The sequence below is a fragment of the Chloroflexaceae bacterium genome (genome assembly GCA_025057155.1).
Lineage (GTDB): Bacteria > Chloroflexota > Chloroflexia > Chloroflexales > Chloroflexaceae > JACAEO01.
In genome coordinates this window covers 1-648 of record JANWYD010000110.1, presented here as the reverse complement: position 1 = coordinate 648, position 648 = coordinate 1, and the positions used below count along the sequence as shown (strand labels likewise).

The following is a 648-nucleotide window of genomic DNA, read 5'->3' as shown; positions in this document are numbered from 1 at the left end:
GCAGCGGCATCACCGCCGAGCGTTTGTGCTCCGGCGGATAGCGGTTGAGGATGTCTTGGATTTGAGCAGCGTATTTTTCGGCCAGCACAAGTTTCTGCGATAGAAAGTAGAAAGTGGAAAGTAGAAAGTCGTGGCGCTCACTACTTTCCCCAGGCTACTTTCTACTGACTACTTTCTACTCTCTGCGATTATACCTTCAGCCTCTGCCGCAGCAGGTCGAGCACGAGGCGCACTTCGGGGAGGTCGAGGCGCGCGGCCACGGCGAAGTAAATCAGCACGCCGGCTGTGCCAGGCAGCAGCACGCGCGCGAAGGACTCCGGCCAGCGCGCCGGGAAAGGCAGCGCACCGACGACGGCCAGAGTCGCAGCCACTCCCGCCGCCATCACCGCGACGGCCACGACAATGCGGCCCAGCGCCGGCCAGAGGCCCGTGCCGCCGAATCCGCCGATGCGGCGCGAGAGCAATGCGCCGCTGACCAGCGCGTGCGTCAACTGCTTCACCGAGTCGGCCAGCATCAGGCTCAACAGGCCGAGCCATGGCTGCGCAATGATGACCACGACCACGTACACGACCACGCTAAGCACGCCCACGCTCGAAGGCGTGAGGGTATCGCGCCGCGCGTAGAAGGCGGCGATGAGGAGCAGGTCC

1 protein-coding gene is annotated in these 648 nt (G+C 64.0%); it reads right to left on the bottom strand.

The genetic code is table 11. The annotated features are described in order from the left end of the window. Nucleotides 1–188: 188 nt before the first annotated feature. The coding region (locus NZU74_20540) for a hypothetical protein (GenBank protein MCS6883716.1) at nucleotides 189–648 on the bottom strand (460 nt) is incomplete at its 5' end.